The organism is Demequina ureilytica (assembly GCF_048553575.1).
Lineage (GTDB): Bacteria > Actinomycetota > Actinomycetes > Actinomycetales > Demequinaceae > Demequina.
In genome coordinates, this window is record NZ_JBLZIE010000001.1 from 1,312,250 (window position 1) to 1,334,741 (window position 22,492).

Genomic DNA, 22,492 nt, shown 5'->3' on the forward strand with positions numbered 1-22,492 from the left:
CGCCAGCAGGGGAGAGCTCGCCCTCGCCTTCCGCCCCGGTGAGCAGAGCATCGGCCTGCTCGCGCATGGCCGCCGCGAGCCGCTCCTGTGCCACGAGAGCGGCCGCGACCGTGAGGGCACGAAAGTCCTCGAAGTGCCGATAGGCCGCATTGGGGGCTACGCCCACCAGGCGGGTGACGGCGCGCAGCGACAGGTGCTCGGGTCCGCCGTCGCGCGCGATGTCGAGCACGGCGTGAATCAGCGCCGGGCGCAGGTCGCCGTGATGATAGGCCTCATCCTTGATCGCCATCTCTTGCACCTTAGGGGATCGGTGTGTAACGTATTTTTGGTCCGATGTGGACAGTGTGAACATGTTACTCCACCCCGGGAGAACCCACCCATGACCGACCTCGCCATCGAGACTCACGGCCTCACCAAGATCTACGGGGACACGCGCGCCGTCGACGGCGTGGACCTCGCCATCGAACGCGGGGGCGTGTACGGCTTCCTGGGGCCCAACGGCGCGGGCAAGACCACCACGATCCGCATGCTCGCCACGCTGATCGCCCCCGACGAGGGCACCGCCACGGTGCTGGGCCACGACGTCGCACGCCACGCGGACGAGGTGCGCTCGCGGGTGAGTCTCACCGGTCAGTTCGCCTCGGTCGACGAGGACCTCACGGGCGGCGAGAACCTGCGGCTCATCGCCAAGCTGTTCGGCTACCGGCCCGCCGCCGCGACCAAGCGTTCCACCGAACTGCTCGAGGCCTTCGGCCTGGCCGATGCGCGCGACCGGCAGGTGAAGAAGTACTCGGGCGGCATGCGCCGCCGGCTCGACATCGCCGCGTCCATCGTCGTCACTCCCGAACTGCTGTTCCTCGACGAGCCCACGACCGGACTGGATCCCCGCAGCCGCAACGAGGTGTGGGACATCATCCGCGCGATGGTCGCGCACGGCACCACCGTCATGCTCACCACGCAGTACCTGGACGAGGCCGACCAACTGGCCGACCGCATCGGCGTCATCGACCAAGGCAAGGTCATCGCCGAGGGCACCTCGAGCGAGCTCAAGGCCTCCGTGGGGGAGGGGTCGCTGCACGTGCGAGTCATGGACCGCGGCGACCGTGCCGACGCCAAGGCGATCCTGGTGCGCGAGCTCGGCGTCGAGGTCATCGAGCCCAACGACCCGCAAGGCCTCACCGCCACCATCAACGACTCGCGGCGCGTGACCCGGGCGCTCGCCGCCCTGGGCGAAGCCGACATCGACCTCGCCCAGTTCTCGCTGGGGCAGCCCTCGCTTGACGAGGTGTTCCTCGCCCTGACCGGGCACGTCGCCACAGCTGAGGACGACACCCAGGAGGAGGCGGCATGACCGCACCGACCAACGCCAACCCGAGCACCGGCACCCAGGCCACCGACGCTCCGGCACCGTCCGCGACGAGCCCGGCCGGGGCCGCGCCCAGCGCAGGCGCGATCGCCGATGCCCTCACCGGCGGGACCCGTCCCGACCGTCCTGGAGGCATCAGCACTTCGCTCACCTTCGGCTGGCGCGCGCTGCTCAAGATCAAGCACGTGCCCGAGCAGTTGTTCGACGTGACGCTGTTCCCGATCATCTTCACGCTGCTGTTCACGTTCCTGTTCGGCGGCGCACTGGCGGGCAGCACCGAGGCCTACATCCAGTTCCTGCTGCCCGGCATCATGGTGCAGTCGCTGATCATGATCACCATGTACACCGGCTACACGCTCCGGGGCGACATCGAGAAGGGCGTGTTCGACCGGTTCCGGTCGCTGCCGGTGTGGCGGCCCTCGCCCCTGGTGGGAATGCTGCTCGGCGACATGGTGCGTTTCACCATCGCCGCGATCGTCACGGGCACCGTGGGGTTCCTGCTGGGGTGGCGGCCCGAGGGCGGCCTGGTCGGAGTGGTCATCGGCATCGCGCTGATCCTGGTCTTCGCCTTCTCGCTCGGATGGATCTGGACGTTCCTCAGCCTGATCCTGCGCTCCGCCAATGCCATCATGGGCGCCGCGATGATGGTGATCATGCCGCTCACGTTCGGCTCCAACATCTTCGTGGACCCCTCGACCATGCCGGGCTGGCTGCAGGCATGGGTGAACGTCAACCCCGTGTCGCACCTCGTCACCGCGGTGCGGGACGTCATGGGCGGCGTCACCCCTGGTTCCGAGCTGGTGCTCACGCTCGGATGGTCGGCTGCTCTGGTAGCGGTATTCGGCGCGCTGACGATGTGGAAGTACCGCGATCCCCGATAGGTGTGACCACCACCCCTCGGAGTGCGGGAAGATGAGGGTGTAACAAACAGCGCTGAGCTCGAATTCTGCGACTCCTTCTCCACCGTCGACGCCGATCTCGCGAACTTCTCGCTTCCCCTCGGGGCGGCCGACGAGGCCGGTGTAGCGGTGCGGAGGCTCGATTTCGAGCATGTGTTCGTCCCACATTCGGGCGAGCATGTGGCGTTCAAGCGAGCAGGCAAGAAGAACCCCGACACGTACATTGCGCGCGGTGGTTGCTCTTTACCCGCCTCATCAGCCCAGTGACTGGGTCCAAGCGGAACCCGAGAGCATAGAAACCGAGAGTGCCATGATCAAGAACCCAGCGAACGCGAACGCATCGACAGACGCCATGGGGGTCGACTCAGAGGCGGCAGCGGCGACGGCCAAGCGCGCAGCGCTGTCCGCGCGCAAGATCGCGCAGGAGCGACGAGACCGTGTCCTCGCAACGTGTCCCTCCTGCTACACCAACCTTCCGGCGACGGGCGAGTGCGGCTACTGCGCATAAGTAGTCAGTTGGATACATCGCAATTATTTGAGCACGGCGACATCGTCGGTCTCGAGATGAGGAATGATACTTCGGTGAGCTTGACGACCGACCTCGAATCCCGCACCTACTTCTCCACCCTCGACGGCGCGCTGGCAGACTTTGAACTGCCGCTCGGCGCCGTCGACAAGGCACGTGCCGCCCTCCGGTTCCTCGAGTACGAGCACGTGTTCATCCCGCACTCGCGCGAGCACGTCGCCCTTGAGAGGGCCGGCGAGACCGCGCCTGTCGCGTACATCACCCGCACGTTCGTGGCGATCCACCCGCCGGACGGCCCCAGCGACTGGGTCCAGATCGCGGAGCCGGAGTCTGTGCAGGCCCCGCCGGCCGATGCGCGGGCAGGCTCCGGCATTCGTCGCGCCTCGCCGCGGCGCAGGTCCGCAGCCGAGCCGACTCGCGTGACCGCTGTGTCGACCTGTCCGTCCTGTTACACGAACCTGCCCGCGACCGGCGTGTGCGACTGGTGCGGCTGAGACTCACCCACGGTCATGTCACGACCGCGTTCAATCCAGCACCGCGATCGCGTCGATCTCGACAAGGGCCTCGGGTCGGGCGAAGCCCGCGACCATCATCACCGTGACCGGCACCGGGTGATCGCCCCACACCTCCTCGGAGGCGGCGAACGCCTCTTGCGGGTCCGTGTCGGCGTGCAGGTAGATGGTGAGTTTGACCACGTTGTCCTGAGAGGCGCCGGCATCGGTGAGCACGGTGAGCACGTTGCGGAGCGCCTGCTCGGTCTGCGGGATCAGGCCACCGGTGATGACGCCCGAGGCGTCGTTGCCGTTCTGTCCGCCCACGTAGACCGTGCGCGAACCCGTGGCGACCGCCCCCTCAGAGAACGCGGGGGAGCTGTGCATCGACTCGGGGTTGAGATGTGTGACTGCCATGATTTCCTCCCGTCCGCGGGCGCGGTCGGCCCGCTCCTTCGACGGTAGCCCTCGGCAAGCTCCGGTGCGCGGCGAGGCGGGCGCGTCGCCTTCCCCAAGCGCGGTTAAAGTGACCGCATGAACGACTCGACGCCCGCCACCTCGCCCACCTTCGCGGTGACGCCCAACCCGGCGCCCGCATCGGCCGGTGAGCGCGCCCGCCGCATGGACTCGCAGCCGTTCGGCACCGTCTTCACCGACCACCTCGCGAAGGCCTCCTGGACGGCCGAGCAGGGATGGCACCACCACCGGGTGGAACCGTTCGGCGACCTGGTGCTGCACCCCGGCGCGACGGTGCTGCATTACGGACAGCAGGTGTTTGAGGGGCTGAAGGCCTACCGGTGGGCGGACGGCTCGATCCGGCTGTTCCGTCCCGAGGCTAACGCGGCCAGGCTCGCGACGTCCGCGCATCGCATGGCGCTCGCGCCGCTGCCGGAGGCGGACTTCATGGCCTCCGTCGAGGCGCTGCTGGCTGTCGACGAACAGTGGGTGCCGTCCGCCGAGGAGACCAGCCTGTACCTGCGGCCCATGCTGATCGGCACCGAGCCCTGCCTGGGCGTGCGGCCGTCGCAGACAGTCGAGTACGTGCTGATGGCCTCGCCCGTCGGCGCGTACTTTCCCCTCGGTGTGAAGCCGGTGTCGATCTGGGTCGCGCAAGGTTTCCACCGTGCAGGGAACGGAGGCACCGGCCAGGCCAAGACTGCCGGCAACTACGCGGCGTCGCTGCTCCCGCAGCAGCAGGCCGTGGAGCACGGCTGTGACCAGGTGCTGTTCCTGGATGCCGCACGCGACACCTACATCGAGGAGCTTGGCGGCATGAACGTGTTCGCCGTGCGCCGCGACGGCACCATCTGGACTCCGAGAGTGACCGGCACGATCCTCGAGGGCGTGACGCGCTCCTCGGTGATCGAGCTGCTGCGCGCCGAGGGCCGTGAGGTCAACGAGCGCGACATCTCCCTGACGGAGCTGCGCGAGGGCATCGCTGACGGCTCCGTGGTCGAGGCCTTCGCGTGCGGCACGGCCGCGGTGGTGACGCCGATCGCTCGACTTGTGTCGCCCGACCACGACGTGGTGGTGGGCGACGGCGGTCCCGGCGTCGTGACGATGGCGCTGCGGCAGCGCCTGACCGACATCCAGTACGGGCGAGCAGACGACCTCATGGGCTGGATGCGCCGCGTGGGCTAGCTCGCGCGAGGACGCCGAGCGGCGCTGTTTGCCTCGCCGTTAGCGAGTTCCTTGCGGCGCGTGCCTCAGACGGTGCCGCTAGGGTACGCGTGTGAGTCCCAAGCCTTTCGCCCTGGTGATGACGGGCGCGCCCGCGTCCGGAAAATCGACCACTGCGGCTGAGCTCGCACGGCGCATGGGCGCGGCGCTTCTCGACCAGGACTCGATGACGAACCCGCTCGTGGATGTCGTCGCGGGGGTATTGGGAACTTCGGACTACGGCGATCCGCAGCTCGCCGCACTGACGCGTGAGGCGCGGTACGCGTGCCTGTTGCGTGTCGCGTCGGACTGTCTGCGCTCAGGAGTGCCGGTGATCATGATCGCGCCTTTCACTACCGAGCGCCACGATCCTGACGCATGGGATCGACTCGCGAGCCAGCTCGCGGAGGCGGGCGGCCGCGTGGGGCTTGTGTGGATCCGTATCGAGTCAGCATTACTTGTGGACCGATTGGTGGCGCGAGCAGCGCCGCGCGATCAGGGCAAGATCGACGACCTGCCTCGCTACGTCGCGTCCCTCGATCTCGATCCGCCCCGCGCGCCGCATATCGAGGTCGATGGCTCGCTGAGTGCGAACGATCAGGCCACGCGAATACTCGAGTCGCTCTCGGTGCGCGCCGAGTAGCCATACCCGGCCGGACCAGCGGCGTGACACGTCCGCTTCTCTCCACGCTGCCGTTGGCCGCATTGAGGTGACCCTCGCGGACGTCCTCCGTTCCGAATGTCACAGTCGTGCAACAAACATGACACCGATGTCAACTACGGCTTGACAACGGTGTCATGGGCGTCCCACTATGGAACCCGCACCACCCATGACAACGATGACATGCCTCAACGAGGAGGACTGCACGGATGCTTGCCCCGAACATTCGGCTGGATGAAACGGCCCGCATGGCCCCAGTCGCGTGCCTCTGTGGAGCAGCATCGTGACGGCCGCCAAGGAGCCGATCCTGAGAGACGTCGCCGCCATGGCGTCCGTCTCGATCAAGACCGCCTCCCGCGTCCTCAACGACGATCCGAGTGTCGCTCCCAAGACTCGCGAGAACGTGCGAGCCGCAATGCTCGAGCTTGGTTATCGGCCCGATCCGGCCGCGCGTTCACTGCGAGTGGGAAGAGATCTCAGCGTGGGTGTCGTCGTCGAGGACATCGGCGATGTGTTCGTCGCCTCCCTCGTCGCGCGAATCGAGGCGCGGCTCTCTGACGCGGGGTATCAAGTGCTGATCACCTCGAGCCACCGCGATCCGATCCGTGAGCGCGCGATCGTGCAGGACCTCCAGCAGCGGCGGTGCGCAGGCGTCATCGTGATGCCGAGCACGGAGACAAGCCTCGTAGGCCTGCGCCTTGGCACCATGCCCGTGGTCTTCGTGGACCGGGTGGGCGAGTTCCCCGGGTCTCGTTCCGTGGTCTCTGACGACTTCGCCCTCGCGCGGCTCGGTACTCAGCACCTCATCGATCACGGGCACCAGCGCATCGCCATCCTCTCCGACTCCCAGAAGGTCCCGACCACGCGCGATCGTCACTTGGGTTTCCGAAGCGCGATGGCGGACGCGGGGCACGACGTCGACAGGGCGCTCGTGCGGGATGAGTGCCTGGATGAGAGCTTCGTGCGCAATGCCGTGAGCGAGTTGTTCGCACTGCAGACGCCCCCAACGGCGCTGATCGCAACCAATACCCGCCTGTCCTTGGGTGCGGTGCCTGCCCTTCATCTCGTTCGACGGACCGAAACAGCGCTTCTGGCCTTTGGTGACTTTCCCATGGCGGAGAGCCTGACCCCGGCAGTGACGGTCATCGACCACTCGCCGCATCGGCTTGGCCAGATCGCGGCAGACACGCTGTTGGAACGCCTCCGGGGGGACGGGTCGCACATGGAGACAGATCCCATCGTCGTACCTGCAGATCTGATCGCGCGAGGATCCGGAGAGCTTCCGCCGTGCACGACGGCGGACAACAAACGCGTGGCTGTGCCAGTCGACACGGCCTGAGGGTGCACGCGAATCGATCAAGTAGGGGAGTGGTGGAAATGGCTAGTGCTGCAGGTGTCTTGGAAAGGAGTCAACGATGACAACACCAATCTACGAAGCCCGTGGGATCGTGCGGTCCTTCGGTGCGGTTCACGCGCTCAGGGGCGCCAACTTCGACGTGTATCCCGGCGAGATCTCCGCTCTCGTTGGGGATAACGGAGCCGGCAAGTCGACGCTGGTAAGGATTCTCGCTGGTGCGGATCAGCCCAACGAGGGGCAGATCTTCTACAACGGGGAGCCCATTCACCTCAGCACCCCTACCGACGCTCGGCGCCGTGGAATCGAGACCGTGTTCCAGGACCTCGCGCTGGCGAACCACCTCAACCCGATTCAGAACATGTATCTCGGGCGTGAGGTGATGAAGCCGGGCCTCCTGGGAAAGCTCGGGTTCATGGAGCGCTCGCTGATGAGGGAGCAAGGCAAGGCGGCCTTCACGGACCTGGGCGCGACCGTTCGCAATTTCACGGGACCAGTGACCGCCATGTCTGGAGGACAGCGGCAGGCGATCGCCGTCGCACGGGCTGCGGCTTGGGCCAGCGAAGTGATCTTCTTCGACGAGCCGACGGCCGCGCTCGGCGTCGTACAGACCAAGGGCGTGATGGACCTCATCCGCAGAATTCGAGACAAGGGCGTCGCCGTGGTTCTCATCAGTCACTCGATGCCTCAGGTGCTTGACGTCGCGGATCGCGTCCATGTTCTGCGCCACGGACAGCGAGTCGCCGTCATGGAATCCAGCAAGACCAACGTCGAGGAGCTGGTGGGTGCCATGACCGGTGCCCTTGACGGGAAGGAAGCGGCATGACTCTCACCACTGAAGACGGCGTCAACTCTCGCACGGCAGAAGATGCCGTCATACGTCGACCCTTCGTCGCACGTCTGAACGACACCATGAAGTCGCAGGCCATGCAGATTGTGCTCGTGTGGCTAGGCATAGTCGTGGTGTTCTCGGTCATGAGCCCGGGGGCCTTCCTCGACATCGCGAACTTCCGCAACACCGCAATCAGCATGTCGATTCTCGCGATCCTGGGTGTCGGCACGACGTTCATCATCGTCACAGGCGGCATTGACCTCTCCATGGGGTCGGTGCTGGTGTTCAGCGGCGTCATGGCTTCGATCGTCGTCGAGGCCATGGGCGACGGCCAAGGCTGGGGGGCGGCGATCGCCGGCATTCTTGCCGCACTGCTCTCGGGCCTGACGTGGGGTCTGATCAACGGGTTCCTCGTCGCTAAGGCCAAGGTCCCCCCGATGATCGTGACCCTGGGCACCTTCGTGGCCGCGCTCGGGCTGGCTCAGGTGCTGACCGGAGGCATCGACATGCGCGCGGCGCCCGACGTTCTCGTCGATTCCGTCGGCTTCGGAGACGTGTTCGGGGTGCCGAGTCTCGTCATCATCGCGGGTGCCGTGGTGCTCTTCGGGATCGTGCTGATGAACTACACCCGGTTCGGGCTCCGGACCTCGGCAGTGGGCTCGAACGCGGAGGCCTGCCGCCGTGTGGGCATCAACGTGGACCGCCAGCTCATCAAGGTGTACGCATTCGCCGGTCTCTTGGCCGGCCTTGCCGGAGTCCTGAACCTGTCGTTCTTCCGTTCAACCACCATCGCGGGGCACAGCCTCACGAACCTCGACGTGATCGCCGGAGTCGTGATCGGCGGCACCAGCCTGTTCGGCGGCATCGGCACCGTGTTCGGCACCCTCATCGGCCTCGCCATCCCGGCGACGCTGCGCAACGGGTTCGTGATCCTCGGCGTCGAGCCGTACTGGCAGCAGGTCGTTGTCGGTGCGTTCCTCGTCGCGGCGGTGTACGTCGATCAGACGCGGCGGGCTGCCAACGCTGGCGGTTCGTCCGGACAGTCGTTCCTGGGACGCATCTTTCACCGCAAACGCAAGACCCAAGAAAAGGAGAGTAAGAAATGAGTCGAATCACCACATTCAAGGCCGGCTCGGTGGCCGCAGCAATGGCGCTGACGCTCGCTGCGTGCTCGAGTGCAAGTGAGGAGCCCGACGCCAACGACGGCGCCACGGCAGATGGGACGGGCAACGCGGAAGAAGCATTGAACATCGCGTTCGTCCAGGGCGTCATCGGAGACAACTTCTACATCTCGATGGAGTGCGGCGTCCGCGCTGCAGCCGAGGAGCTGGGCAACATCGAGGTGAGCGTGCAGGGCCCCCAGAGGTGGGACCCCGCCCTGCAGCAGCCCATCGTGTCCTCGGTGATGGCCAGCGAGCCAGACGCGATGCTCATCGCACCCAACGACGTTTCCGCGCTCCAGCGTCCGCTTGAGCAGGTTGCGGAGAACAGCGAGGTCGTCCTGGTCGACACGACTGTCGAGGACCCGTCGTTCGCGGCTTCGCACATCGCTTCAGACAACGTCGGCGGCGGCGCCGCGGCGTTCGATGCGATCAAGGAGCTGGTGCCGGATGGCGGCAAGGTGCTGGTGATCGACAACCAGCCCGGAATCTCGACCTCCGACGATCGCGTCCAGGGATTCGAAGAGGCCGTCGCGGAAGACGACTCGTACGAGTACATCGGTGTGGAGTACGCACAGAACGAGCCCCGCACCGCAGCCGAGATCGTCACCTCGACGATCCAGGCCCACCCCGACCTCGCCGCGATCTTCGCGACGAACATCTACAGCGCCGAAGGTGCCGCCACCGGCATCGAGCAGGCCGGCGTCGCCGGTGAGGTGCAGGTCGTGGGCTTCGACGCCGGCCCCGCACAGGTTGAGGCGCTCCAGGACGGCACGGTTCAGGCAATCATCGCCCAGCAGCCGTACCAGATCGGCTATCAGGGAGTGGAGCAGGCGGTCGCCGCGATCAACGGCGAGGCCACAGAGGCGAGCATCCAGACCGGATTCTCGATCATCACCCCGGAGACCCTCGACACCAAGGAAGGCCAGGCGGCGCTGTACGCGTCCTCCTGCTAACTCCTTGCCACTCTCGGTGGTTCTCCCGGCCCAGGCCGGGAGAACCACCGGTCTGGCCGGCGAATGATGCCGGCCATTCCCGACCCCGCACTCATCAGGAAAGGGCTCACTGTGTCCACAGAATTCGTTGCCGGGATCGATCTGGGCAGCACCGGCGTCAAGATCCTGGTACTGGATCAGGACGGCGGAGAGCTACTCGTCGAACAGCGGCCGACTCCATGGATCACGGGCCCGGGGGGCACCACCGAACTCGAGGCTTCCGACCTGATGAACGTTGTTCGTTCGTTGCTGGAGGCCGCAGCTCGAGGGGTGGTCCAGCGCACCGGAGATCCCGATGCGCGCATCGCCTCCATCGCGGTGGCTGGCATGGGCGAAACGGGATACCTGATCGACCGTTCCGGCTCAGCGGTTGCGAGGGCATTCGCGTGGTTCGATCCGCGTGGCGTGGAACAGGTGAACGCCATGCCAGGCGCCCTGCGAACAGAGTTCGCCGGCCGGACTGGCCTGCCGCTCGGTGCACAGGTGTCCGTGGCGAAGATTCTGTATCTACGCGACCACGGGCTCGACCTCACGGGGCTCCGGTGGCTCAACCTTCCGGAGTTCGTCGCAGTCTCGCTCGGCACCGCGCCAGCTGCGGATCTGTCGCTTGCTTCGCGCACGGGGATGCTGGACCAAGATACGGGCAAGGCGTGGCCCGAGATGCTCGCGTACATCGGCGTGGGCGAGGAGTTCATGCCGCCCCTAGTGGCAGCCGGCACCATGCGCGGGACCGCTGAGCAGGAATGGATGCCAAGCGCGGTTCGTGGAGCCGCAGTCACGGTCGCGGGTCACGATCACCTTGTTGCCGCAGTATCTGGCGGCACGATCCCGGGGTCGCAATATCAAGTATCGATGGGCACCGCGGAGGTCATCCTCAGGGTTCTCGACCAGCCTCCGACGCGAGCCGCGCGCGAACGCCTCGCCGCGCACTTGATCAACTGCGTGCGCCACGTTGTGGACGGACAATATGTGCTCGTCGCAGGCGTGAAGTCCGGCCTCCTGATGCGCCGCAGCCTGCAGCTCTTTGGCATTGAGGACCGTGATGGCCGGGAGCGGCTCGACCGCTCGGTTTGCGCATTGCCCGTTGGCGGGCGGCTCCCGGAGGGCGCCATCGTCGTCCGAGGCGCCCGCAACGACGACGGTGTGCTGTCACTGACCATTCCCGCAGACGGCGTGACGCCCGCGGAGGCGTTCCATGCGGTTCTGCACCACGGGAACGACGAGATCGCGATCCTGCTCGAGGCCATGAGCAGAGAGGTTCCCCCCGCGACTTCAACGCTGCTCTCGGGCGGTTGGACCGCGATGGAGAGCGTTCGGCAGGCACGTTCTCGCGTGCTTCCCAACATACGTACGTCGACCAAGACGCAGGACACCGCCTTTGGGGCAGCGATGGCAGCGAGCCTGCTCGCAAATGCGACCACACGCGAGTCGGGCCGTGCGGTCGTTGCACAGCACCAGCAAGCGACCACTACAGAAAATGGAGAGAGACATGTCAAGAAATGAACTCAACACCCGGGAGAAGCGCGCGATGGCGGCGATCTCCACCGCCGCGGGAAACATGCTGATTGTCGCGGCCGACCAGCGCAATGGGATGAAGGCCGTCATGACCGACGGGCCTGATGGTGCGGTGACGATGGAGGAGCTCGCCGAAGCGAAGGCCGACCTCGTTCGCTACCTCGGCAACGAGGCGTCGGCGATCCTCCTGGATCCTGAGGTGGCCCTGCCCGCGATCCCCGACAACGGGGTACTCACGCGCGACACGGCGCTCGTCGTCGGCATGGATGCCTCTGGGTTCGATGAGGTCGACGGGCTGCGGTTCACGCGGTTCTCCGACGGCGTGACGGCTCAGACCGTGCTGGACCTCGGGGGCGACGCGGCCAAGATGCTGTGGTACATGCGTGCTGATAGGCAGGATGCGGATTCGCGGGTGGCTCGCGAGATCAGAGAACTGGTCGCCGCGTGCGAGAGCGCCGGACTCCTGCTGATCGTCGAGATCCTCACTTACCGTCTCGAAGACGAGAGCGAGGACGAGTTCAAGGCGAAGTTGCCGACGCTCGTCGCCGAGGCAGCACGCATCAGCGTCGAGTGCGGCGCGAAGGTGCTGAAGCTTCAGTACCCGGGATCGGCCGAGGCGTGCGCTGCGGTCACCGAAGCCGCTCAAGGAGTCCCGTGGGCCGTGCTGTCTGCGGGCGTCGACCACACCACCTTCATCGAGCAGGTACGCACTGCAGTCGCGAACGGTGCAAGCGGTGCGATGGCTGGCCGTTCGCTGTGGAAGGACAGCCTGTCTGTGGACCACGATGTGCGCAAGGACCTGCTGACGAGCCGCGCGCTGCCGCGCCTTCGGGAACTTGAGAAGGCAGTCGACCGGGTCTAACTGGCCTCAATCGTGGTCTGCGAAGCCCTCGTACTGGATTCGCGCACGATCAGGCGCGTGGGGACCTCGAGCCGGCGTGGGAAGTCGCGCTCGGGGTCCTCGATGCGGTCTAGCAGGCGCTGCGCCGCGAGCATGCCGATGCGGCGCGGGTTCTGCTCCATGGCGGAGATTGTGGGCCGGAGCGCGTCAGCGAGAGGGAAGTCGCCAAACGAGACGATGGCCATGGGTTGGTCGCGCAGCACCCGCACCAGTGCCATGGTCGACCGGGAGTTTGACGAGAAGATGGCCGTGGGTGGCTTGGGAAGCGCGAGCAGGCGGCTCACAGCGGGCGTCACCGCAGGAGGGCTCGCCTCGACGAATAGTTCCAGCGAAGGGTCGAGAGCCAGGCCTGCGTCTCTCAGTGCTCTGCGGTATCCATCGAGGCGGCTGGTGGTAGTGGAGACGCCCATGTCATCGCCGAGGAATGCCACCCTGCGGTGCCCGAGTTCGATCAGGTGTCGGACCGCTTCGTGGGCGCCGCGGTCATCGTCGGATTCGATCCAGTCTGCGGAGAGATGCACGGGATGTCGGTCCACGAAGACGATCGGCAGCTCTGCGGTCCATGCCTCCAGGTACGAGTGATCGTGGCTGGTGGGAGCGAGCACGAACCCCTGTAGCCGTCGACTGAGCAATGCCTCGACCCGCTCCCTCTCGAACTCCTCATCGGCGACTGACGCGACGACGGTGATGAGGCTGTTGTCGGCTGCGACCGAGTCCACGCCCTGCACCAGCGAGGCGAAGAACGGGTCGCTGATGTCCGGCACCGCGATCCCGATCACTGGCGAGCGGCCCTTGCGGAAGGTCGACGCAAGTCCGTTCGCAACGTAGCCGAGGTCCTGGATGGCGCGCTCGACTCGTTCTCGGGTCTTTGGAGCGACGTGCGGGTCTCCCGTGTAGACGCGCGACACGGTCTTGACGGAGACCTGTGCCGCGCGCGCGACGTCTCGCATGCTCACCATCGACGATCGTCTCCTCAACTGCACTGGGCCCTGATCCACGGTAGAGATTCAACATGGGCCAAAGCCACGCGCCTGAACTTAGGTGGCTGTGAAACCGCCATCAATAGGCAGGTGGGCACCCGAGATCATTGAAGCTCCATCGCTAAGGAGGAATACTACCGGTGCGGCGATCTCATCCTGGGTTGCCCAGCGTCCCAGTGGCATCTGTGCGAGAAACGGCTCGCCAATCTCGGGACGTCCCCAATAGAACTCAGACATCTCGGTCATGACCACGGTGGGATGGACGCTATTGACGCGAATCCCGTGCTTTCCGAGCTCAAGAGCACTTACCCGAGTGATGTTGTCGACCGCAGCCTTCGAAGAGCCGTAGGAAACGTGATTTGCCAATGCGACCAGCGAGGCCTGGCTAGAGATATTCACAATTGATCCACCTTGGTTTCGCCGGATCATCGTGCGCGCCGCGTACTTCGTCACCAACAGCGTGCCGCGCGCATTCACCGCCATCACCTTGTCGAAGACGTCGATGTCAGTCTCCATTGGTGTCGCGATCTCACCTCCGAAACCGCCGCAGTTCACCACTCCCCATACGTCGACGTCTTCAAGTGCGGACGCGATCTCTTCCTCCGACGTCAGGTCGAATGGGAGCGTCCGACAGCCTGTGCTGGCGCTGATCTCCTCGAGACTCTCAGCGGTGCGGCTGCTCGCAATCACGTCAGCGTTCGCGGCGACCAGGTGGCGCACGATAGCGCTGCCGATGCCGCCCGCGGCTCCTGTCACCAAGATGGGTCGCTGTTCGAAGTCGGTCATGTTCGGTCCTTTCGTAGGTACGTCCGCTTGGCGTGCGGGGCGGGGGAGAGCACCGATTTGTCGGTTGATCTCGGTGCCGCCAGCCAGGCAGCTCCGCCAAGATTGACACCGGTGTCATCCATGCGTAGCGTAGCACTCGTCGCCACGGAGGCTACGACTGTTGAACGGAGGCGAGGATGCCCGAACTTCAGAGCGGTCACGTGGTTCAACTCACCGCCGAGGACCTGATTTCGCGCGCGCGAGGACTCCTGAACAGGCCCGGCCGTACCTTGCTAGGGGTCACGGGACCACCCGGCGCGGGAAAGTCGACGATCACCCAGTTGGTCGATGCTGCCTTGGGTGCCGAGGCGGTCGTGGTCCCGATGGACGGCTTCCACCTTTCGAACGAAGTTCTCACGGCCTTGTCGCGCAGGGAGCGCAAGGGGGCGCCGGACACGTTCGACGTCGCGGGCTATGTCTCGTTGCTCCGCCGTATTCGTGGCCGCGAAGAGAACGTGTACGCGCCACGATTCGACCGTGAGATCGAGCAGTCCATCGGCAGCGCCCAAGTGGTGCCTTCAACGGTTCCGCTCGTAGTCACCGAGGGGAACTACTTGCTGTCGACCACTGACGGATGGCCCGAGGTAGGGCAGTTGCTCGACGAGGTCTGGTACGTCGACGTCGACGTCGACGAGTTGAGGCGCCGCCTCGTGGAGCGCCGGATAGGCCATGGCCACCCGCTCGGCGCCGCGCGGGAATGGGTGGAGTCGGTCGACCTACCGAACGCTCGTTTCGTCGTCGAGCAGCGCGAACGTGCTGACCTCATCATTCGCCTCGCTCCCACTCCGTCCGGGGATACCGGTACCACCAGGCATGACCTTTTGAAGGAGAACTGATGACGAGGCTCGGACCCCACGCTCTTGCTTACCTGGCACCACACGTGCTGCTCCCGGACTATGACCGAGGCAAGGTGACTGTCGGCATCGTCCACATCGGAGTTGGCGCATTCCACCGGTCTCACGAGGCGCTGTACGTGGACCGCCTGTTGGCCTCAGACCCGCGATGGGGGATCTGCGGTGTGGGCGTGCGTGATGCCGATTCCGGCATCCGTGACGCGCTCGTTGCCCAGGATGGGCTCTATACGCTGACGACCGTCGATCCAGCGGGAGCGGAGGAGGCGCGAGTGATTGGCAGCCTTGTGCGGCATCTTCACGCGCCGGACGATCCGGAGGCCGTGCTCGCGCAGATGGAGGACCCCGCGGTACGTATCGTCTCGCTCACCATCACTGAAGGGGGCTACGGGATTGACGACGTGACGGGGGAGTTCTCGCCGGCAGACGACGCCACGCGTGCGGACATGGCAGGGTCAAGCGTGCCCACGAGCGCTTTCGGGCTGATTGCCGAGGCTCTGCGGCGCAGGCGCGACAACGGCACGGTCCCGTTCACGGTCTTGTCCTGCGACAACGTGCAGCACAACGGCAACGTGGCAAAGACGGCGCTGCTCGCCGTGGCGCAGGCCCGGGACCCGGAACTCGCACGGTGGATCGCGCGTGAAGTGTCGTTTCCCAACTCGATGGTGGACCGGATCACTCCGGGTACTACGGACGACACTCGTCGTGCCGTTGCCCGTGACCTCGGCGTGGAGGACCGTTGGCCGGTTCGCGCCGAGTCGTTTCTGCAGTGGGTGCTCGAGGACGACTTCCGGTCCGGCCGGCCCGACTGGGAGGCCGCAGGAGTTCAGCTCGTCGAGGACGTACAGCCGTACGAGCTAATGAAGCTCAGGCTGCTCAACGCGTCGCACCAGGTCATGAGCTATCCGGCGCTCCTTGCCGGTTCCACGTGGGTGGACGAGGCATGTCATGACCCCCAGATCGTGGCGTTGCTGCATGGGTGGATGCGCGAGGCGCGCGCCACTCTCTCGCCGGTGCCCGGGATTGACTTGAACGACTACTGCACCACCCTCATCGAGCGTTTTGGCTCCGAGGCCGTCCGCGACACCCTGGAGAGGCAGGTCGCCTTCTCCTCCGATCGCCTTCCCAAGTTTGTAGTGCCGGTATTGGCCGGACGTCGCACGGGTGCGCTGAGTCACCACGGGCTGTTCGCCGTGGCCGCGTGGAGCGTCTGGCTCGCACAGGCCCTGCCAACCAAGGGCGTGGGCATCACAGATGCCCGCCTCGACGTGTTGCTCGCTGGTGCCGCGCGAGAGGAGTCCGGCGAGGCCGGTGCTCTCCTGGAGATCGAGTCCATCTTCGGAACTCTCGGCCACGACAGCGAAGCTCGCGAGGCGTACTGGGAACACCGCACCCGCATCCGCGAACACGGAGTGCGCTCTGCTTTGACCGCGCTACTGACGGCGGGATCGCCCGCGACCGGCATAGGACCCTTGTGAAAAGGCGAGGAGACGAGCCTAGGAGTCAACGTTGCGGGAGATGACGCCAAAGGTATGGCTCGGGAATCCTGCCCATGCACGGTGGCTCGACGAGCACTTTGACGAGCTGTTGCGGTTCGGCGCAGGCAGCGCCATCAGCACCGGTTTCGGAAATCTTGATGCGCACGGGCAGGTCTCGCCGTCCAGTCCCGACGGCTACTCCGACCTCTATGTGACGTGCCGGATGACTCACTCGTTCAGCCTCGGTGCGCTTCAGGGTCGTCCGGGCTGCGCGCCGCTGGCGGACCACGGCCTCGCGAGTCTGCACGGGGCCTTCGCGGACAAGGTTCATGGCGGATGGTTCAGCTCCGTCAACGTCGACGGCCCGGTGGATCGCACCAAACAGGCGTACGCGCATGCCTTCGTGCTGCTCGCGGCGTCGTCTGCGGCCGTCGCGGGACGTCCGGACGCAGCCGAGTTGCTGGATAGTGCGATGGCGGTGCATCTCGAACGCTTCTGGCGCGAGGGCGAGGGCATGGTGATGGAGGGCTGGGACGAGTCCTGGGCCGAGGCAGAGCCGTACCGCGGCGTCAACGCGAACATGCACACGGTAGAGGCCTATCTTGCGGTGTCCGACGCGACCGGTGACCCTGCGTGGCGTGCGCGCGCGTTGAGGGTCCTCGAGCGGGTGTTTGGCTACGCGGCAAAGTGGCATTGGAGGATTCCGGAGCACTTCTCCGAGCAGTGGGAACCGCTGCCCCGCTACAACGAGGATGACAAGGCGCACCCGTTCCGCCCCTTCGGTGCCACTGCGGGACACTCGTTCGAGTGGGCCAGACTGGCCCTCCACGCACACACAGCGGAGGTGGAGGCAGGAGTGCCGCCGGCTCATGTCGCCTGGCTGGTGGAGGCGGCGCGCGCCCTCTTCGATAGGGCGGTCACCGACAGTTGGGCGGTCGACGGTGCGGACGGCTTTGTGTACACGGTCGGCTTCGATGGCGTCCCGGTGGTTCGTGAACGCATGCACTGGGTTGTGACTGAGGCGATCGGCGCCGCCGCCGCGCTGTGGCATGCCACGTCCGAGGAGCGCTACGCCCAGCGATACGCCCAGTGGTGGGATCACGCCGCGACATACTTCATCGATGGGACCGGCTCCTGGGTGCACGAACTCGATTCCCAGAACCGCCCGGCGACCACCGTGTGGGAAGGCAAGCCCGACATCTATCACGCCCTTCAGGCCACTCTGGTGCCGCGGCTCCCGTTGTCTCCCACGTTGGCCAGCGCTCTACGTCAGGGCTTGATCGATACCTGACACCCAGCCGCTCGATGTGCGGATCCTGGCGCGGGCCGGGATTCTCGCGTCGGCTAGCTCGTAGCCTCGCTGCCGTTGTCCTGCGCCCAGTCCTGGAGCAGCATCACGTTCTCCTGGTGCTCCTCGAAGTCCTCGGCGAACCGCATCTCGCCCGTGTCCGGGTTCACCATCACGAAGAACAGCCATGGGCCGTCCGCGGGAGTGATCGCGGCCTCGATCGCGGCACGCGACGGCGTCGCGATGGGCGTCGGGGGCAGCCCGGGGTTCGCGTAGCTGTTGTAAGGCGAGTCCAGCGCCCGGTCCTCGCTAGTGGTGAAGGGCGAATCGGCTCCGTCCTGGCCGAGGGCGTACTGCACAGTCGAGTCGAGCTCGAGCCTCATGTCCGCATCGACGCGGTTGCGGATCACGCGGGCAACCTGGGGCATGTCCTCAGGGCGCGCGGTCTCGCGCTCGACGAGCGACGCAATGGTCAGAACTTCCTGCCACTGCTCGCGCGGCACGTCGTGCAGCGCCACTTCGGTGCCGACCAACATCGACGATGCCTGATCGGTGAGGGTGCCCACTGAGGCGGAGCCGTCCTCGGTCCAAGTGGCGTGCTCGCCTGCTGCAAGCCAGCCCTCGGGGTTGCCGTCCGCCTCCGGTGGCAGCTTGAGGACGACGAATTCTCGCGCCGTCTCGACATCTGTGTCGTATGCCTCGGCCAGTCGCTCGATGATCGCATCGGCACGCTCGCCCTCCTCCACTTCGATAACCGTCCCGTCGGCAGGAGAGTCGCTCGGCGCCGGTGTGGGACTGACTGAGCCAGAAGGGGAAGGCGACGGGGTGCCCGCAGGCCCGAGCGCATCGGCCCCGCGCAGTTGCAAGGCGCCGAAGGTGCCGGCTCCCGCAAGGCCGACGCCGGCGAGGGTTGCGACACCCGCGCGCACCGTGCGGTCGCGCCGCACGCGCCGGGTGACGGTGCCGTGATCGCCCGCCAGTGCGGTGCCGGCGTAGACGTGTGCGCCGCGGTGCTGGATGGCGGCGAGCTGCTCGTGTGCGGTGCTCATCATTGGCCTCCTGGAACGTGAGAGTTCACGGGTACGGATTCGGAATCGTCGAAGTCGACGTCGGCGCAGATCTCGCGCAATCGTGCGACCGCATCGGACAGGTAGCGCTTGACCGTGCCCACCGCGAGGCCCAGCTCGCTCGCCACACCGGCCACCGGCAGGTCGTCGAGATAGCGCAGGACTACGCACGCGCGCTCGCGTGGCGGGAGGGTGAGGATGGCGGCGTGCAGGTCGAGTTGGGAGTCCACGCGACCTGAGTGGTCCGGTCCGGCGGCCGATGCGCGGGCCAGGGAGTAGTCCCCGTTGTCGCCTCGGTCTCGCGATGGCCGGGCGGACGCGCGCCGGTGCCGGTCGATGAACGCGGTCGAGATCGCGCGCTTGACGTAGGCGTGGGCGGAGTCGAGGGTGCCGATGCGCCGGCCGGAACGGAAGGTGCGCACGAGTGCGTCCTGTAGCAGGTCCTCGGCTTCGTCAGCGTCGCCGGTGAGGACGTAGGCGTAGCCGAACAGCGCCCCGGCACGCTCGCGCATGAGCTCGTCCAGCGTGCGTGACCAGGCGCTCATAGGGCCATCCTGACGTGGTTCATAGTGGGTAGTACGCAGCGGCGCGTCCCCAGGTTGGGTGCGACTGCGCCGTCCACTGACGGCTGCCCGTGAACGGCCGCGCGACAGAGGTCGCGCATACTGTGAGCGTCATGTCACGAGACCAAGCCGAGTACCGCCCCGAGACGCGGCCCGTCTATACGCTGATCCGCAAGAAGATGAGGAACATCCGGCTCCGCGTCGACGTACCGAGCGGCGAGCTGCGGGTGAGCGCACCGCATTCCACGCCCGTGTGGCGCATCGACGCCTTCGTGGCCTCCAAACGCGACTGGATCGCCAAGCGTCGAGCCGAGATCGCAAGGCGCCCGCCCCGCCTTGAGCATGGGTACGAGGCCGAGCTGTGCCGCATGGATCTCGACGAGTGGCTTGACGAGCTCATGCCGGCCTGGTGCGAGCGGTTCGACATCGTGCCACCGCACGTCTCGTTGCGCATCATGAAGTCGCAGTGGGGGAGCTGCCGGGCGATGACGCGCCGCATCACGCTGAACATCGAGCTCGCTCGGCGCGGCTACGACTTGGCGGAGTACGTGCTCGTGCACGAGCTGTGCCACCTGTTCGAGCTGAACCACGGTCCGCGGTTCTACGCCCTCATGGATCATCACCTGCCCGACTGGCGCGAACGCAGGAGGCGGCTCGGTCCGCTCTGACCTCCGGCGTCGCCGGCGTCTCCAGCGCTGCGTGATACCACTTTGATACCATCGGGGGATGGCGATGACAGTGCGAATGACGGCGGAGCAGGACGCGATGGTGACGGCGCTTGCGAAGCGGTGGGGCGTGTCGAAGAACGAGGCGATACTGCGCGCGGTCGAGGAATCGGCGAGCAACGACCGCACTGACGCCGCCTTCACCGACGCCTACGAGCACGTGAGCGGTAAGTACCGCGACGCGCTTGACCGCCTCGGCAGCGTGTGATGCCGGAGCCGTTCGTCTATCCCACGTTCGCCATCGCCGTGAAGGTGGTTCAGCGGGAGAGAATCGGCCCCATACGCGACGACGGCCTGCTGGACTCAGCGCTCACGCGCCCCAGCACGACAGTCATGGGACGCGACGCCTACCCGAGTCTGGAACTGAAGGCGGCCGCACTCCTGCACTCGCTGTGCCTGAATCACCCATTGGTCGACGGCAACAAGCGCCTCGCCGCGCTCATGGCCGCGATGTTCCTCTACGTCAACGGGCGAGAGCTTGTGCTGACGAATGATGAGCTGTTCGACCTGACCATGGCCGTCGCGAGCGGCGACCTGCGCGAGGTGGGCGACATCGCGGCGCGCTTGCGTACCGAGGCGCGCTGAGCGGCCCCTATGCCATACTGATGCCGATGTATACCGCGATCATCATTCCGTAGCGCGCCGGCGACCACCCTCCCAGCGCGCAGCCTCCCGAACCCTGGGGGGCTTTTTTGTTGGATGAGCGGTCGCACACCGGTGCGGCATGATGGCACGACCCGAGGAGAACACCATGACGGATCTCACCGTCGAGGTCTACGACACCACTCTGCGCGATGGTGCGCAGCAGGAGGGCATGAACCTGTCGGTCGGCGACAAGATGGCAATCGCGCCGCTGCTCGACGAACTGGGCGTGGGCGTCATCGAAGGCGGCTGGCCCGGTGCGGTTCCCAAGGACACCGAGTTCTTCGCGCTCGCGGCCAAGGAGCTGACGTTCACGAACGCCCAGCTCGCGGCATTCGGGATGACGCGCAAGGCCGGCACCACCGCCGCAGGCGACCCCCAGGTGCGCGCGCTGCTGGACTCCGAGGCGCCCATCGTGACGCTGGTCGCGAAGTCGGACATCCGCCACGCCGAGCGCGCGCTGCGCGTCGAGCCGGACGAGAACTTGCGCATGATCGAGGAGACCGTCGCGTTCCTGGCGGATGAGGGGCGCCGCGTGATCCTCGACGCCGAGCACTTCTTCGACGGCTACCGCTACGACGCGGAGTACGCGATCCGTGCGCTACAGGCCGGGGTCGCGGGCGGGGCGGATGTGCTGTGCCTGTGCGACACCAACGGCGGCATGCTGCCCGACGACGTGAGCGAGATCGTCGCTGCGGTCGGCGCTCGCGTGGACGCCGTGCTCGGCATGCACGCGCACAACGACTCGGGGTGCGCGGTCGCAAACTCGATGGCCGCGGTCGCCGCGGGCGCCACTCACGTGCAGGGCTGCGTCAACGGCTACGGCGAGCGCACCGGCAATGCCGACATCGTCGCCGTGGTCGCGAACCTCGAGCTCAAGCGCGGCATCACCGCACTCAAGCGCGACGGGCTCGCCGAGGCCACGAGGATTGCCCACGCGGTCGCGGAGATCACCAACATCGCACCGTTCGCGCGCCAGCCCTACGTCGGTGCCTCGGCCTTCGCGCACAAAGCCGGCCTGCACGCATCGGCCATCCGCGTGGACCCCGACCTGTACCAGCACCTGGACCCCGCGCTCGTGGGCAACGACATGCGCATGCTGGTGTCGGAGATGGCGGGCCGCGCCTCGATCGAGCTCAAGGGCAAAGAACTGGGCTTCGACCTCGCCGGCCAGAATGAACTGCTGGGCCGCGTCACGGACCGTGTCAAGCACGCGGAGGCCGCCGGCTACACGTTCGATGCGGCCGATGCGTCCTTCGAGCTGCTGCTGCGCAACGAGCTGGGCGAGACGCCGGCCTTCTGGGACGTCGAGACATGGCGCGTGCGGGTCTCTTCCAAGCTAGGCGACCCGACGGACGCGGACGCCGAGGCCGTGGTGAAGTTGCACGCAGGGTCGGAGCGGATCGTCGCGCTGGGCGAGGGCAATGGACCCGTGAACGCACTCGACCACGCACTGCGCGACGCGCTGTGCGGCGTGTACCCGGAGATCGAGGAGTTCGAGCTCACGGACTTCAAGGTGCGCATCATGGAGGCCTCGCACGGCACGGACGCGGTGACGCGTGTGCTGATCACGACGGTGCATCGCGAGACGGGCGCCATGTGGCGCACCGTCGGAGTGGGCCCGAACGTCATCGAGGCTTCGTGGGAGGCGCTCGCCGACTCGCTGGTCTACGGGCTTCTCAAGGCGGGCGTCGAGCGGCGCTGACCGGCGGTC

The 22,492-nt window shown here is 66.4% G+C and carries 25 protein-coding genes and 1 pseudogene; 20 read left to right on the top strand and 6 right to left on the bottom strand.

All coding sequences use genetic code 11. The annotated features are described in order from the left end of the window. A pseudogene (locus ACNI3K_RS06020) lies at positions 1-289 on the bottom strand (TetR family transcriptional regulator); the annotation flags it as partial. A gap of 90 nt (positions 290-379) precedes the next feature. On the opposite strand from ACNI3K_RS06020, the gene ACNI3K_RS06025 reads away from it, so the two are divergent. From ACNI3K_RS06025 to ACNI3K_RS06045, 5 genes are all read left to right on the top strand, one after another. Continuing rightward, entirely contained in the window at positions 380-1,351 is a 972-nt protein-coding gene (locus tag ACNI3K_RS06025; protein WP_419390937.1) for an efflux ABC transporter ATPase subunit, DrrA-related, read from the top strand. Next, a complete protein-coding gene (locus ACNI3K_RS06030; RefSeq protein ID WP_419390938.1) occupies positions 1,348-2,247 on the top strand; it encodes an ABC transporter permease in 900 nt (299 codons plus the stop codon). The genes ACNI3K_RS06025 and ACNI3K_RS06030 overlap by 4 nt, the downstream gene beginning before the upstream one ends. A 21-nt stretch (positions 2,248-2,268) precedes the next feature. Next, entirely contained in the window at positions 2,269-2,532 is a 264-nt protein-coding gene (locus ACNI3K_RS06035; protein WP_419390939.1) for a hypothetical protein, read from the top strand. Between the two features lie 43 nt (positions 2,533-2,575). Then, the gene (locus ACNI3K_RS06040) at positions 2,576-2,773 is read left to right on the top strand and encodes a hypothetical protein (protein ID WP_419390940.1); all 198 of its coding nucleotides are present in this window, start codon (positions 2,576-2,578) and stop codon (positions 2,771-2,773) included. 74 nt (positions 2,774-2,847) lie between these two features. Next, positions 2,848-3,285, top strand: coding sequence for a hypothetical protein (locus ACNI3K_RS06045; protein ID WP_419390941.1), 438 nt, complete (start codon positions 2,848-2,850; stop codon positions 3,283-3,285). A 30-nt stretch (positions 3,286-3,315) separates the two neighbouring features. On the opposite strand, the gene ACNI3K_RS06050 is transcribed toward ACNI3K_RS06045, so the two are convergent. Beyond that, the gene (locus ACNI3K_RS06050; protein ID WP_419390942.1) at positions 3,316-3,699 is read right to left on the bottom strand and encodes a RidA family protein; all 384 of its coding nucleotides are present in this window, start codon (positions 3,697-3,699) and stop codon (positions 3,316-3,318) included. A 117-nt stretch (positions 3,700-3,816) separates the two neighbouring features. On the opposite strand from ACNI3K_RS06050, the gene ACNI3K_RS06055 reads away from it, so the two are divergent. The 8 genes from ACNI3K_RS06055 (at position 3,817) to ACNI3K_RS06090 (ending at position 12,320) form a co-directional block, all read left to right on the top strand. Continuing rightward, entirely contained in the window at positions 3,817-4,923 is a 1,107-nt protein-coding gene (locus ACNI3K_RS06055; RefSeq protein ID WP_419390943.1) for a branched-chain amino acid aminotransferase, read from the top strand. 91 nt (positions 4,924-5,014) lie between these two features. Continuing rightward, entirely contained in the window at positions 5,015-5,584 is a 570-nt protein-coding gene (locus tag ACNI3K_RS06060) for a P-loop nucleotide/nucleoside kinase family protein (RefSeq protein WP_419390944.1), read from the top strand. 301 nt (positions 5,585-5,885) lie between these two features. After that, on the top strand, positions 5,886-6,941 hold the full coding sequence (locus ACNI3K_RS06065) for a LacI family DNA-binding transcriptional regulator (RefSeq protein WP_419390945.1): 1,056 nt from the start codon (positions 5,886-5,888) through the stop codon (positions 6,939-6,941). A gap of 76 nt (positions 6,942-7,017) precedes the next feature. Further along, entirely contained in the window at positions 7,018-7,782 is a 765-nt protein-coding gene (locus ACNI3K_RS06070; RefSeq protein WP_419390946.1) for an ATP-binding cassette domain-containing protein, read from the top strand. Then, positions 7,779-8,894: an ABC transporter permease gene (locus ACNI3K_RS06075; RefSeq protein ID WP_419390947.1), complete on the top strand. Its 1,116-nt coding sequence runs from the start codon at positions 7,779-7,781 to the stop codon at positions 8,892-8,894. The genes ACNI3K_RS06070 and ACNI3K_RS06075 overlap by 4 nt, the downstream gene beginning before the upstream one ends. Next, positions 8,891-9,904 carry an ABC transporter substrate-binding protein gene (locus ACNI3K_RS06080; protein WP_419390948.1) on the top strand — a complete coding sequence of 338 codons (1,014 nt, stop codon included), beginning with the start codon at positions 8,891-8,893 and terminating at the stop codon, positions 9,902-9,904. The genes ACNI3K_RS06075 and ACNI3K_RS06080 overlap by 4 nt, the downstream gene beginning before the upstream one ends. Before the next feature lie 111 nt (positions 9,905-10,015). After that, entirely contained in the window at positions 10,016-11,446 is a 1,431-nt protein-coding gene (locus ACNI3K_RS06085; RefSeq protein WP_419390949.1) for an FGGY-family carbohydrate kinase, read from the top strand. After that, positions 11,433-12,320, top strand: a complete 888-nt coding sequence (locus ACNI3K_RS06090) for a hypothetical protein (protein ID WP_419390950.1) — start codon at positions 11,433-11,435, stop codon at positions 12,318-12,320. Before ACNI3K_RS06085 ends, ACNI3K_RS06090 begins: the two co-directional genes overlap by 14 nt. On the opposite strand, the gene ACNI3K_RS06095 is transcribed toward ACNI3K_RS06090, so the two are convergent. Beyond that, the gene (locus ACNI3K_RS06095; RefSeq protein WP_419390951.1) at positions 12,317-13,318 is read right to left on the bottom strand and encodes a LacI family DNA-binding transcriptional regulator; all 1,002 of its coding nucleotides are present in this window, start codon (positions 13,316-13,318) and stop codon (positions 12,317-12,319) included. The two genes, ACNI3K_RS06090 and ACNI3K_RS06095, sit on opposite strands and share 4 nt — an antisense overlap. A 78-nt stretch (positions 13,319-13,396) precedes the next feature. Next, positions 13,397-14,125 carry an SDR family oxidoreductase gene (locus ACNI3K_RS06100; protein ID WP_419390952.1) on the bottom strand — a complete coding sequence of 243 codons (729 nt, stop codon included), beginning with the start codon at positions 14,123-14,125 and terminating at the stop codon, positions 13,397-13,399. Positions 14,126-14,301: 176 nt separating this feature from the next. Here ACNI3K_RS06100 and ACNI3K_RS06105 point away from each other — a divergent pair, with 176 nt between their 5' ends. Genes ACNI3K_RS06105 through ACNI3K_RS06115 form a run of 3 tightly spaced genes read left to right on the top strand, consistent with a single transcriptional unit; the run spans position 14,302 to position 17,784 of the window. Next, positions 14,302-15,000, top strand: a complete 699-nt coding sequence (locus ACNI3K_RS06105) for a nucleoside/nucleotide kinase family protein (protein ID WP_419390953.1) — start codon at positions 14,302-14,304, stop codon at positions 14,998-15,000. Beyond that, complete coding sequence (locus tag ACNI3K_RS06110) at positions 15,000-16,493, top strand: mannitol dehydrogenase family protein (protein ID WP_419390954.1); 1,494 nt, start codon at positions 15,000-15,002, stop codon at positions 16,491-16,493. Before ACNI3K_RS06105 ends, ACNI3K_RS06110 begins: the two co-directional genes overlap by 1 nt. A 40-nt stretch (positions 16,494-16,533) precedes the next feature. Then, the gene (locus tag ACNI3K_RS06115) at positions 16,534-17,784 is read left to right on the top strand and encodes an AGE family epimerase/isomerase (RefSeq protein WP_419390955.1); all 1,251 of its coding nucleotides are present in this window, start codon (positions 16,534-16,536) and stop codon (positions 17,782-17,784) included. A 53-nt stretch (positions 17,785-17,837) separates the two neighbouring features. On the opposite strand, the gene mltG is transcribed toward ACNI3K_RS06115, so the two are convergent. Further along, on the bottom strand, positions 17,838-18,830 hold the full coding sequence (mltG, locus tag ACNI3K_RS06120; protein WP_419390956.1) for an endolytic transglycosylase MltG: 993 nt from the start codon (positions 18,828-18,830) through the stop codon (positions 17,838-17,840). Beyond that, positions 18,830-19,393: an RNA polymerase sigma factor gene (locus tag ACNI3K_RS06125; protein ID WP_419390957.1), complete on the bottom strand. Its 564-nt coding sequence runs from the start codon at positions 19,391-19,393 to the stop codon at positions 18,830-18,832. The genes mltG and ACNI3K_RS06125 overlap by 1 nt, the downstream gene beginning before the upstream one ends. A gap of 131 nt (positions 19,394-19,524) precedes the next feature. Here ACNI3K_RS06125 and ACNI3K_RS06130 point away from each other — a divergent pair, with 131 nt between their 5' ends. The 4 genes from ACNI3K_RS06130 (at position 19,525) to cimA (ending at position 22,483) form a co-directional block, all read left to right on the top strand. After that, positions 19,525-20,079, top strand: coding sequence for a M48 family metallopeptidase (locus tag ACNI3K_RS06130; RefSeq protein WP_419390958.1), 555 nt, complete (start codon positions 19,525-19,527; stop codon positions 20,077-20,079). A gap of 58 nt (positions 20,080-20,137) precedes the next feature. Beyond that, positions 20,138-20,344 (top strand): hypothetical protein, encoded by a 207-nt coding sequence (locus tag ACNI3K_RS06135; protein WP_419390959.1) that lies wholly within the window; start codon positions 20,138-20,140, stop codon positions 20,342-20,344. Further along, the gene (locus ACNI3K_RS06140) at positions 20,344-20,721 is read left to right on the top strand and encodes a type II toxin-antitoxin system death-on-curing family toxin (RefSeq protein WP_419390960.1); all 378 of its coding nucleotides are present in this window, start codon (positions 20,344-20,346) and stop codon (positions 20,719-20,721) included. Before ACNI3K_RS06135 ends, ACNI3K_RS06140 begins: the two co-directional genes overlap by 1 nt. A 166-nt stretch (positions 20,722-20,887) precedes the next feature. Further along, the gene (gene cimA / locus ACNI3K_RS06145) at positions 20,888-22,483 is read left to right on the top strand and encodes a citramalate synthase (RefSeq protein WP_419390961.1); all 1,596 of its coding nucleotides are present in this window, start codon (positions 20,888-20,890) and stop codon (positions 22,481-22,483) included. The last annotated feature ends 9 nt before the right edge of the window (positions 22,484-22,492 follow it).

Coding starts and splice junctions, on each gene's coding strand:
- ACNI3K_RS06025 (WP_419390937.1), top strand. CDS start 380: ATGACCGACCTCGCCATCGAGACTCACGGCCTCACCAAGATCTACGGG.
- ACNI3K_RS06030 (WP_419390938.1), top strand. CDS start 1,348: ATGACCGCACCGACCAACGCCAACCCGAGCACCGGCACCCAGGCCACC.
- ACNI3K_RS06040 (WP_419390940.1), top strand. CDS start 2,576: ATGATCAAGAACCCAGCGAACGCGAACGCATCGACAGACGCCATGGGG.
- ACNI3K_RS06050 (WP_419390942.1), bottom strand. CDS start 3,699: ATGGCAGTCACACATCTCAACCCCGAGTCGATGCACAGCTCCCCCGCG.
- ACNI3K_RS06055 (WP_419390943.1), top strand. CDS start 3,817: ATGAACGACTCGACGCCCGCCACCTCGCCCACCTTCGCGGTGACGCCC.
- ACNI3K_RS06070 (WP_419390946.1), top strand. CDS start 7,018: ATGACAACACCAATCTACGAAGCCCGTGGGATCGTGCGGTCCTTCGGT.
- ACNI3K_RS06075 (WP_419390947.1), top strand. CDS start 7,779: ATGACTCTCACCACTGAAGACGGCGTCAACTCTCGCACGGCAGAAGAT.
- ACNI3K_RS06080 (WP_419390948.1), top strand. CDS start 8,891: ATGAGTCGAATCACCACATTCAAGGCCGGCTCGGTGGCCGCAGCAATG.
- ACNI3K_RS06090 (WP_419390950.1), top strand. CDS start 11,433: ATGTCAAGAAATGAACTCAACACCCGGGAGAAGCGCGCGATGGCGGCG.
- ACNI3K_RS06095 (WP_419390951.1), bottom strand. CDS start 13,318: ATGGTGAGCATGCGAGACGTCGCGCGCGCGGCACAGGTCTCCGTCAAG.
- ACNI3K_RS06100 (WP_419390952.1), bottom strand. CDS start 14,125: ATGACCGACTTCGAACAGCGACCCATCTTGGTGACAGGAGCCGCGGGC.
- ACNI3K_RS06105 (WP_419390953.1), top strand. CDS start 14,302: ATGCCCGAACTTCAGAGCGGTCACGTGGTTCAACTCACCGCCGAGGAC.
- ACNI3K_RS06110 (WP_419390954.1), top strand. CDS start 15,000: ATGACGAGGCTCGGACCCCACGCTCTTGCTTACCTGGCACCACACGTG.
- ACNI3K_RS06115 (WP_419390955.1), top strand. CDS start 16,534: ATGACGCCAAAGGTATGGCTCGGGAATCCTGCCCATGCACGGTGGCTC.
- mltG (WP_419390956.1), bottom strand. CDS start 18,830: ATGAGCACCGCACACGAGCAGCTCGCCGCCATCCAGCACCGCGGCGCA.
- ACNI3K_RS06125 (WP_419390957.1), bottom strand. CDS start 19,393: ATGAGCGCCTGGTCACGCACGCTGGACGAGCTCATGCGCGAGCGTGCC.
- ACNI3K_RS06130 (WP_419390958.1), top strand. CDS start 19,525: ATGTCACGAGACCAAGCCGAGTACCGCCCCGAGACGCGGCCCGTCTAT.
- ACNI3K_RS06135 (WP_419390959.1), top strand. CDS start 20,138: ATGGCGATGACAGTGCGAATGACGGCGGAGCAGGACGCGATGGTGACG.
- ACNI3K_RS06140 (WP_419390960.1), top strand. CDS start 20,344: ATGCCGGAGCCGTTCGTCTATCCCACGTTCGCCATCGCCGTGAAGGTG.
- cimA (WP_419390961.1), top strand. CDS start 20,888: ATGACGGATCTCACCGTCGAGGTCTACGACACCACTCTGCGCGATGGT.